We start from the raw sequence: 9893 nt of genomic DNA on the forward strand, positions 1-9893 counted from the left end.
GGCGTCGCGACGCTCCTCGGGAGGCGCTCCGGGCGCAGGCGTTTCGCGCGCGGGCGGCGCGTACGGAGCCGGTCGGGACGGAGCCTCCCGATGCGGAACCGCCCCGTACGCGGTCTCACACCGGTCGTACGGAGCGGGCGGCGCGGCCTCGGACGGCGACGCAGCGCCAGGCGGGGTCGCGGCACCAGGCGGTGTCGCGATCGGGCGCGACGCGACGTCGTCGGCTTTGCCGCCGTCGTCGCCGGCCGCTCCGCGGCGTCCCGTCCGTCCGCCGTGTCTACCCATGCGCCGCGGTGGACGGCGCGGGAACGCGTGCGTAGACGTCGCGTTGTTGCAGACCGTGCCAGCGACTCGGTGGCCAGACCACGAGGTCCGCCCGGCCGCGTACGACGGAGAGGGGGATCATGCCGCCGCCGGGCGAACCGAGGTGATCGCGCGAGTCCGCGGAGTCCGCGCGGTGGTCACCGAGGAGGAAGAGCCGCCCGGGCGGGACCACGACGTCGAAGGAGACGTCGGAGGGTGCGTTGCCGTCGTGGAGGAAGGGTTCGGTGACCGGCCTCCCGTTGACCGTGAGCCTGCCGTCCTTGGCGCAGCACCGCACCCGGTCACCCCCGATTCCCACGACGCGCTTGATGTAGTCGCCGTCACCGAAGTACCCGGTGCCGTCGAAGACCACGACGTCGCCGCGGCGCGGCTCGCCGCCGAAACGGTACGCCAGTTTGTCGACCATGACACGGTCGCCGACGTGAAGCGCCGGTTCCATCGACGCGCTGGGAATACCGAAGGGCTGCGCGACGAAGCGGCTCACGAGGAGCAGGACGACGACGAGCGCTAGCCCGGCAGCGGTCCAGACGCCGCCGGGAAGCCAGGACAGACGAGAGCGCGACCCCTCCGCCACCCGGTCCGTCCCTGATGCGGGCGGATTCGGTACGGCGGAGCGATCGCGCTCCGGGTCCTGCGTTTCGGTGTCCATGGCGCCCCGATGCTATCGGGCGACGCTGTGGTCCCTCCGGCCGTGGCGGCCGGTGTGCGCGGTCAGTGCAGCGACCGCGCGGGCGAGATCAGCTCTCGCGCTTCTCCTTGATCTTCGCGGCCTTGCCGCGCAGCTCACGGAGGTAGTACAGCTTGGCGCGACGGACGTCACCGCGCGTCACCAGCTCGATCTTCTCGACGATCGGGGTGTGCACGGGGAAGGTGCGCTCCACGCCGACGGAGAAGGAGACCTTGCGGACCGTGAAGGTCTCGCGGACGCCCGAGCCCTGGCGGCGGATGACGACGCCCTTGAACTGCTGCACACGGGAGCGGTTGCCCTCGATGACGCGCACGTGGACGTTGACGGTGTCGCCGGGGCGGAACGACGGGAGGTCGCTGCGCAGCGACGCGGCGTCGACGGAGTCGAGCAGGTTGGACATGTGTGTCTGCTTCCTCGCTGATGCCACAGGTCATCAGCGGAACATGGTGATGAGTGGTGAAGGGTGCCGCTTCGCCGGGCGGGCGTCGTTCCCCCTGTGGCAGGGGCGCGCGCCGGACGGACGGCAGCGGCCTATTCTTCCACGTCGGAAGGGGCAGGCCCAAATCGGCCGTCGGTCCCCTGCCGCCAGCCGAGGATGGAGAGCGTCTCGCGGTCCTTCTTGTCGAACGCCGCGGGGTCGCAGCGGGAGATGAGGTCGGGGCGGTGCGCGACGGTGCGCGCCAGCGCCTCGTCGCGACGCCAGCGCGCGATGCGGCCGTGGTGGCCGCTCAGCAGCACGTCGGGAATGCCCCGTCCGCGCCAGGACGGCGGCTTCGTGTAGACGGGTCCTTCGAGGAGGTCCGCCATGGCTCCGGGGGCGAAGGAGTCGTCGCGGTGCGACTCGGCGTTGCCGAGCACGCCGGGCAGGAGGCGGGCGACGGCCTCGGTGATGACGAGGACGGCCGCCTCGCCGCCCGCGAGCACGTAGTCGCCGATGGAGACCTCGTACACGGGCAGCCGCGTCGCGTACTCGTCCATGACGCGCCGGTCGATGCCCTCGTACCGCGCCGGTGTGAAGATCAGCCAGGGGCGCGCGGACAGCTCGACGGCGAGCTGCTGCGTGAAGGGCCGGCCGCTCGGGGTGGGGACGACGAGCACCGGTTCGCGCGCTCCCGCCTCGTAGCCGTCCGCCAGCACCTGGTCGAGCGCGTCGCCCCACGGCTCGGTCTTCATGACCATGCCGGGCCCGCCGCCGTACGGGGTGTCGTCGACGGTGTTGTGCCGGTCGTACGTCCAGTCGCGGAGGTCGTGCACGTGGACGTCGAGCTGTCCGCGGGCGCGTGCCTTGCCGACGAGGGAGACGTGGAGCGGGTCGAGGTACTCCGGGAAGATCGTGAGCGCGTCGAGGCGGAGCGAGGGAGCGACACGGGACGAGGCGTCCGCGAGCGCGGGCCCGCCCGACGTGGCGGCGGTGCGTGGCGCCGGGGCGGTCACCGGGGGTCCTCCGGGGCGGCCGCGGGCGACGTCGCGTCGTCGGCGGATGCCGCGTCGTTGCCGCCCCACGTCGCGCCGTCCGTACGGGGCGTCGCGTCGTCCGCGCGCGACGTGGTGCGCGGCAACGTCGCGTCGTCCGGCGTCGTGTTCGTCTCCGTACGCGACGCGTCGCGTTCCGAGGCGACGTCGGCCTCATCCGGGTCGAGCAGTCCTCGCGGCGGGTTGATCACGGCGCGCTGTTCGTGAAGGTCGATCTCGGTGACGATCTCCTCGACGAAGGGGATCATCACCTCGCTGCCGTCGGGACGCTCGACGATGAAGAGGTCCTGCGAGGGGAGGTGCGAGATCTCCGTGATCCGTCCGATCTCCTGACCGTCCTCGGTGATCACGTCGAGGTCCATGAGCTGATAGTCGTAGAACTCCTCGGGGTCCTCGGGCACCTCCTCCGGATCGATCTCGGCGATCAGCAGGATGTTGCGCAGCGCCTCGGCGCCGGTGCGGTCCTTCACTCCCGCGAAGCGCAGCAGCAGCCTGCCGCTGTGCACCCGTCCCTGCTCGATCGTCAGCGGCCCGGCACCGGGCGGATCGGTCGCGAGCACGGCGCCGGGCGGGAGCCGCAGCTCCGGCTCGTCCGTACGCACCTCGACGGTGACCTCGCCCTTGATGCCGTGGGCGCGGCCGATCCGTGCGACTACCAGCTGCACTCTGGGGCTCTCCTGTCCTGCTACGACGCCTGCTGCGACGTGGGTCCTGGTACGACGACGGGCCGGGACCGGCCCGAGGGCCGACCCCGGCCCGCGCCGGTGCTGTGCTGTGTCCGGTGGGACCTCAGCCGGTGTGCGAGTTCAGCGCACGTGGTCCACGTCGACCAGGTCGACACGGATGCCGCGGCCACCGATGGCTCCCACGACAGTGCGCAGGGCGCGCGCGGTGCGGCCGCTGCGGCCGATCACCTTGCCGAGGTCGTCGGGGTGTACCCGCACCTCAAGCACGCGCCCGCGGCGCAGGGTGCGCTCGGCGACCTGCACATCGTCGGGGTTGTCGACAATGCCCTTCACGAGGTGTTCAAGAGCCTCGTCGAGCATGTCAGCCCTCGGTCGACTCGGACGAGTCGGACTCGTCCTTCTTGTCGGCCTTCTTCGCCTTCTGGGTGATGGCCTCACCCTTGGGCTCGTCGCCGGCCTTCGCGGCGGCGGCCTCGAAGAGACCGCTGTGGTCGGCCTTCGGCTCCGGCTGGAGCAGCGGCGCCGGGGCGGGCTCGCCCTTGAACTTCTGCCAGTCGCCGGTCTTCTTCAGGATGGCGAGCACGGGCTCGGTCGGCTGCGCGCCGACACCCAGCCAGTACGCCACGCGGTCGGCGTCGACCTCAATGCGCGAGGGGTTCTGCACCGGGTGGTACAGACCGATCTCCTCGATCGCACGGCCGTCACGGCGGGTGCGGGAGTCGGCGATGATGATGCGGTAGTGAGGCGCGCGGATCTTGCCCAGGCGCTTCAGCTTGATCTTGACTGCCACGGGAGTGGTGTCTCCTGGTCTTGACGAGGTGGGGCACCGGATGATGCCGCGTGGGGTTGCGGAATCCGACCGGGCCCGCAGGACGCGTCAGCCGGAGGAGAGAGGGGTCCTGTGCGGCTGTCGAGTACAGCTGTCCATTCTGCCACAGCCGACGACGCGCCCGGACCCGCGGGTGGAGGGCGGCTGGAGGCACCCGTACCGCCCTGCGGCGCGACCGCGGCGGGGCCGTGGAAGCGGACGTCGCGGCGAGGTGCGGGGCGAGGCGGGAAGGCACGCGGGCGCGGCGCGGGGAGGACGGCGCCGCGTGGTGACGACGCCGCTCCGTGAGCGCCGCGACGTCGCGCGCATCGCTCCGGGAACGAGGCGGCGTCGCGGTGCCGGGTGACGCGACGGGAGCGGCGTCGCGGTGCCGGGTGACGCGACGGGAGCGACAGCGCGGTGCCGGTGACGCGACGGGAGCGACAGCGCGGTGCCGGTGACGCGACGGGAGCGACGTCGCGTGCCGCGCGGCCGGGCGACGTGCGAAGCGGGGGACGCGGCGTGGCGGGGGTCGGCGCGGGCGTGGCGAAGGTTGCGCGGCGTGACGTCGCGCGCGACGTGGCCCCGTGCGCGCCGGAAGGCCAGGCGACGCGGCAGGCCCGGGGCGGGGCCGGACCTGCCACGCCATCGGTTCGCACGGCACGCGCGCCGGGCGCTCAGGTCATGGCGGGCACGGCGGGCTCGGGAATGCGGAAGGGCTTGCCGCAGCCGCCGCACATGATCGGCGCCTGCGCGAGGACGGAAGGGACGACGCGTACGTTGCGGCCGCAGTCGCACACCGCTTTGACGCGGACGCCGCCGCCGGACGAGCCGTGCCGCGCCGCGGGGCCTCGGAAGCTGTTCGAGGAGTCGGTGGAGGTCGCGGCGGTGTGTGCCTTGAGCGCGCGGTGCAGCCGGTCGATGGTGGCCCGGTACCGCTTCCTCGCCTCGGTGCTGAGGGTGACGAGGGAGAAGCCACTGCTCGGATGCGGCTCCTCGGGGTGGTCCAGGCCCAGCTCCTCGGCGATCGTGAGGAATCTGCGGTTGTGGTAGCGGCCGGCGCGGGAGGTGTCGCGGACACCCCGCACGGCGGCGAGGCCGTGAACCGCCTCGTGCAGCAGTCGTTCGAAGGAGAGTTCGTGCCCGCAGGCGGACGAGGACTCCCCGATCAGGGACTCGGGCGCGGCAAGATCCGGCAGGTCGGGGTGGTACCGCTGAATATCGGCCCACGCCTGTGCCAGCTCTGCGGCGAGAACAGGTGGTGTCGTGCTCACGTCGTGACCAACGAGCCGCGCGCGCGGCGTGTTCCGATTCCGGGCCATCCCAAATAATTTGCTCGTACCCGCCAGTTGGCCGTGATGCGTCCGGAGGAGGGCGGGTGCGTCGATGTGGGCAGAAGCCGTGCCAGTCCCCCACAAGACGGTACGTAGCGCCGCTACGCGCGCCGTCCGCAAACGCGGCATCCCGGCGTCCCGCCGGAAAAGGCGCGGCGCGGGTGACCGGTGCTCGCGGCAGGCCATTCGCCACGTCGGCGGACGCCTCGCGCACAGCGTCGTCACGACGCTATCGCGCGGCGTCGAAGGCGTGGGCGGCGGGGTACGAGGGCGCGTGGACGGGGCGACGTCGCGGGAGACGTCGCGCGCTCCTGCCGACACGTCGCCTCGACGCGACGTCGCGCGCCTTGTCGGTACGTCGCGCCCCGGCGCCTGCCCGCGACACGGCGCGGCGTCCTCCGCGACGTCGCGCCGTACGCGAGCGACGCCGCGCAAGGTCTCCTGGGAACACGACAGCGCGGCGCGCGTCGTCCAGCGGTGTGAAGCGGGGGCGGCGCCCGGGGCGCACCGGAACGCGGACGGCGCACGGGAGCGCGGAACGGGGCACATAGGCATTGGCCGACAAGCCCCGGGTCTCCCCTGGACGGCGCGGCGTGGACGGCGTTTCCTGGCGTACGGGAGACCGAGCACGCGCGGACGAGCGACGGCTCATGCCACGCACGAGAGCGGCACGGGCCGCACGGGGGCGGACTGCACACGCATCACACACCTCTGGCCCGATGGGGGCACCATCCATGACATCCATGCTCGTGCGGGAACCACGTCGCGGGGCCGCCGGCTCCGGACGCGTACACGACGAGGAACGGGCCGCCCTGGACTGGGCGGAGATCCAGGAACCGCTGCTCGTACCGCTCTACACGGCGGTCTACGAACGGCTCGCCGTCGGGCCGGACACCCGCCTGCTGGGTCTGGGCTGCGGAGCGGGGCTCGCGCTGCTGCTCGCGCGGGCGCGCGGCGCCGCGGTGACCGGTGTGGACGACGGCCCCCGGGCGCGGCTGGCGCTCGCGGGGAAGCGGCTCGGCTGCTCCGTGAGCGGGGCAGGGACGTCGCGGGGGCCGGTGCCGCCGCCCGGAGCGGCAGTGCCGCGACGCGACGTCGCACGCGGCGACGGCACGGCGCGATCCGTCGACGACGCCGGGACGCCGCGTCTCCTGCACGGTTCGCCCGGCGTCCTGCGCGACGTGGCCGCTCCCCCGCACACGGTCGTGACCGCCTTTCAGCCCGCGGGAGCTACGGCGGGCGACTACGCGCCCCTCGCGGCACGGCTGCGCGAGGGCCTGTCCTTCGCCGCACGGGACGCGACGGTCGGGGTCGCCGGCTGGGGCCCGCCCGAGCGGTGCGCCGCGTCGGATGTGCTGCGCGTCGCCACGCGGCTCGCAGACACCGACGCCTCACTGTCCTTCGGCCCCGGCGAACTGGGCGCAGGCCGGGGCTGGCGACCGGAGCGCAGGGACGACCTGGAGGCGGTCGCCGCGCGGGCGGGGCTACGGCTGCTGGGCTCGGGCCGCGTTGCCTGCCCCTTCGGATACGCGGGAATCACGGGGGCGGTACGGGGCCTCCTGTCCACGGGGCTTCTCGACGCGGCCGTGGAGGCGACGGACGCCGCGCAGGTGGACAAGGAACTGCGCGTGGCCCTGCATCCGTACATCCGGCGGGACGGCACCGTCTGGATGCCGAACGTCTTCCGTTACGTCGTCGCACGACGCGACTGAGCGGGCACGGCCCAAGCGGTGACACGGCGCTGCTGGCCGGGCCACGAGCGGAGCGGACGCGGGGCGGGCGCACGGCGGCGGACTGCGCCGACCGCGCGTGGAGGCGGGGTCGGGGGCCAGGTGTCGCGCGACGGCGCGTCGAGATCGTCGCGTCGTGCCCACCGCGCGACGTCGCGACGCTGCGCGTTGCCCCGTACATCGCCCCGTCCCCCATGTCGCAGGCCGCTGCCGCGACGTCGTATATGCCACGTCGCGTCAGCCGGCGTTGCCCGCGTCGCGCCGTCTCCGGCATGGGCGTCGCGGCTTCAGCGCGACGTGCCGTACGTTCGCCGGCCGCGGCGTCTGCGCGCGGCATCCCCCACGTGGCGTATCCACGCGTCGCGCCAGGATCGGTTTCGGCCACCCGTCGCCGGGCCGTCCGCCTCCCCCGGCGGCCGCGTCAGCCGTTCTTGCTGAGGCGGGGGATGCCCGCGGCGTGGTAGGCGTCGGCCTCGTCGAGGGTCTCGCTCTCCAGGAGGGCGGCGGCGAGGGCGTCGAGCTGGGCTCGGTGGTCCTGGAGGGTGTGGAGGGCGTGGGCGTAGCACTCGTCGACGATGCGGCGCATCTCCTCGTCGATGGTGTCGAGCGTCGCGGGCGCGGCGGCGAGGCCGTAGGGCTGCTGGCCGTCGTTGGGGAGGGCGGAGAGCCTGCCGACGCGCTCGCTCATGCCCCAGCGGCCGACCATGCCGCGCGCGAGGTTGGTGACCTGTTCGAGGTCGCTCTCGGCGCCGGTCGTGATGACGCCGAAGACGAGTTGCTCGGCCGCCATGCCGCCGAGGGCGCCGATGATGCGGCCGCGCAGGTACTCCTCCGTGTAGGCGTATTTGTCGGCGTCCGGGGTCGAGAGGGTGACGCCGAGGGCGCGACCGCGCGGCACGATCGTGATCTTGCGCACCGGGTCCGCGCCGGGTTGCAGCATCCCGAGCAGGGCGTGGCCGCTCTCGTGGTAGGCCGTCCGGCGCCGTTCCTCGCCGGGCATGACGAGGCTGCGTTCGGCGCCGAGCTGGACCTTCTCCAGGGCGCCGGAGAAGTCCGGCATCGTCACGTCCTGCTTGCGGCGCTTGACGGCGAGGAGGGCGGCCTCGTTGGCGAGGTTGGCGAGGTCGGCGCCGGTCATGCCGGGGGTGATACGGGCGACCTGGGCGAGATCGACATCGGCGGCGAGGGGGATGCCGCGTGTGTGGATGCGCAGGATGGCCTCGCGGCCCTCGCGGTCCGGGGGGCTGACGACGACGGTGCGGTCGAAGCGGCCGGGGCGGGTGAGGGCCGGGTCGAGGACGTCGGCACGGTTCGTCGCGGCGATGACGACGACGCCCTCGGAGCCGGAGAAGCCGTCCATCTCGGTGAGGATCTGGTTGAGGGTCTGCTCGCGCTCGTCGTGGCCGCCGAGGCCGGAGCCGCCGCCTCGTGCCCGTCCGATCGTGTCGATCTCGTCGATGAAGACGATCGACGGCGCGACCTTGCGCGCCTCGGCGAACAGCTCCCGCACGCGGCTCGCGCCGACGCCGACGATCATCTCGATGAACTCGGACGCGGACGCGGAGAAGAACGGCACGTTCGCCTCGCCCGCGACGGCGCGTGCGAGCAGCGTCTTTCCCGTTCCGGGCGGTCCGGTGAGCAGGACGCCGCGCGGCATCTTCGCGCCCATGGCGCGGTAGGCGTCGGGGTGCTTGAGGAAGTCGACCACGTCGTTGAGCTCGCCCTCGACCTCGTCGATGCCCGCGACGTCGGCGAACGTGGTGCGTCTGCCGCCCTCCATCTCGACGGGTTTGGGCGGCTGCTTCCGGCCGAGCATCCCGCCGGCTCCGCCGAGGCCGGAGCTCACCCGGCGCGCGATGAAGAGCCACAGCACGATGATCAGGATCATCGGCGCCAGTGAGATGAGCAGATTGGTGAGGAGGCTGCGTTCCTGCACGACGGGGCGTGCCGTGACGGTGACCTTGTGGCGTTCGAGGTCTTCGAAGAGCTTGTCGTCGGCGAAGGAGGGACGCTGCGTCGTGAACTTCTTGTAGTCGCCGTCCGCGTCCTTGGGCTTCGGCCGGGACTCGCGCAGCTCGCCCTGGATCGCGTCGCCCTTGGAGTAGATCTTGGCGACGTTGTTGTCGGCGACCTGCTTCGTGAAGTCGGTGTACGAGACGGAGGTGTCGTCGTCGCCGTTGACGAGGGTGAGGATCAGGTTGGTGATCAGGTAGACGAGGAGCGCCGCGATGATGATGCGCATCCACGGCGGTTTCCGCTTCGGCGGCGGCGGTGGCGGCGCCCCCTCCGAGCGCCAGGGCTGGTCCGTCCGGTCGCGCGGGGGTACGGGATTGCTCACGCGTGCTCCTTCGCCGCCTGGACGGGTCCTCCCCCGCATGTCCTGATCCGGACATTAACGGAGGGAAGCCGCGGCAGCCCCCCGGCTTCGGCCGGACAGGGGGCGGGCGAGGGGGTGGGGGGCCGTCTCGGGGCGCGGGGGTCGGGTGGGGCCCGGCGGCGTGGGGGACGTCGCGCTGGCGTCGCGTCGTCAGGGGGTACGTCGCGCGTGGGCCCGTAGGGCATTGGCGCGACGTGGCCCCGTCGGCGCAGGACGAGCCGGCGCCGACGGGCGCCGCGCGGTGGCGCGACGTCGCGACGTAGCGCGGCATCGCGACGTAGCGCGGCATCGCGACGTAGCGCGGCATCGCGTGATCCGCAGGACGCCGCGTCGCCCGGCCCCGCGGCCCGTCGTACGTCGCGCGCGCCAAGCGTGCGTCGAGCCGCTTCGTGGCGCAGCGAGCGGGCGGTGTCCGTGGCGGTCGTCGCGTCGAGCACGGCGTCCCGTGAATGTGGGGTCATACGTGAGGCGGG

Annotated in this window: 9 protein-coding genes; 1 reads left to right on the forward strand and 8 read right to left on the reverse strand. The window is 73.1% G+C overall.

Going from position 1 to position 9893, the window contains the following annotated elements; all coding sequences use genetic code 11:
* Positions 1-277: 277 nt before the first annotated feature.
* The 7 genes from lepB to SSBG_RS06490 form a co-directional block, all read right to left on the reverse strand.
* The gene (gene lepB, locus SSBG_RS06460; protein ID WP_008745406.1) at positions 278-973 is read right to left on the reverse strand and encodes a signal peptidase I; all 696 of its coding nucleotides are present in this window, start codon (positions 971-973) and stop codon (positions 278-280) included.
* 88 nt (positions 974-1061) lie between these two features.
* On the reverse strand, positions 1062-1412 hold the full coding sequence (gene rplS / locus SSBG_RS06465) for a 50S ribosomal protein L19 (RefSeq protein ID WP_008745407.1): 351 nt from the start codon (positions 1410-1412) through the stop codon (positions 1062-1064).
* A 131-nt stretch (positions 1413-1543) separates the two neighbouring features.
* Positions 1544-2446: a tRNA (guanosine(37)-N1)-methyltransferase TrmD gene (gene trmD, locus SSBG_RS06470; protein WP_008745408.1), complete on the reverse strand. Its 903-nt coding sequence runs from the start codon at positions 2444-2446 to the stop codon at positions 1544-1546.
* Positions 2443-3150, reverse strand: coding sequence for a ribosome maturation factor RimM (gene rimM, locus SSBG_RS06475; RefSeq protein WP_008745409.1), 708 nt, complete (start codon positions 3148-3150; stop codon positions 2443-2445). The genes trmD and rimM overlap by 4 nt, the downstream gene beginning before the upstream one ends.
* A gap of 141 nt (positions 3151-3291) precedes the next feature.
* Positions 3292-3531 carry an RNA-binding protein gene (locus tag SSBG_RS06480; RefSeq protein ID WP_008745410.1) on the reverse strand — a complete coding sequence of 80 codons (240 nt, stop codon included), beginning with the start codon at positions 3529-3531 and terminating at the stop codon, positions 3292-3294.
* Position 3532: 1 nt separating this feature from the next.
* Positions 3533-3961, reverse strand: coding sequence for a 30S ribosomal protein S16 (gene rpsP / locus SSBG_RS06485; RefSeq protein WP_008745411.1), 429 nt, complete (start codon positions 3959-3961; stop codon positions 3533-3535).
* 695 nt (positions 3962-4656) lie between these two features.
* Positions 4657-5301, reverse strand: coding sequence for a hypothetical protein (locus tag SSBG_RS06490; protein WP_199781344.1), 645 nt, complete (start codon positions 5299-5301; stop codon positions 4657-4659).
* Positions 5302-6056: 755 nt separating this feature from the next.
* On the opposite strand from SSBG_RS06490, the gene SSBG_RS06495 reads away from it, so the two are divergent.
* Positions 6057-7025, forward strand: a complete 969-nt coding sequence (locus SSBG_RS06495) for a hypothetical protein (RefSeq protein ID WP_008745413.1) — start codon at positions 6057-6059, stop codon at positions 7023-7025.
* A gap of 439 nt (positions 7026-7464) precedes the next feature.
* Here the strand turns inward: SSBG_RS06495 and ftsH are convergent, their stop codons facing one another.
* A complete protein-coding gene (gene ftsH, locus SSBG_RS06500) occupies positions 7465-9381 on the reverse strand; it encodes an ATP-dependent zinc metalloprotease FtsH (protein ID WP_037869085.1) in 1917 nt (638 codons plus the stop codon).
* Positions 9382-9893 lie beyond the last annotated feature (512 nt).

Source organism: Streptomyces sp. SPB074 (assembly GCF_000154905.1).
Lineage (GTDB): Bacteria > Actinomycetota > Actinomycetes > Streptomycetales > Streptomycetaceae > Streptomyces.

Coding starts and splice junctions, on each gene's coding strand:
- rplS (WP_008745407.1), bottom strand. CDS start 1,412: ATGTCCAACCTGCTCGACTCCGTCGACGCCGCGTCGCTGCGCAGCGAC.
- SSBG_RS06480 (WP_008745410.1), bottom strand. CDS start 3,531: ATGCTCGACGAGGCTCTTGAACACCTCGTGAAGGGCATTGTCGACAAC.
- SSBG_RS06490 (WP_199781344.1), bottom strand. CDS start 5,301: ATGGCCCGGAATCGGAACACGCCGCGCGCGCGGCTCGTTGGTCACGAC.
- SSBG_RS06495 (WP_008745413.1), top strand. CDS start 6,057: ATGCTCGTGCGGGAACCACGTCGCGGGGCCGCCGGCTCCGGACGCGTA.
- lepB (WP_008745406.1), bottom strand. CDS start 973: ATGGACACCGAAACGCAGGACCCGGAGCGCGATCGCTCCGCCGTACCG.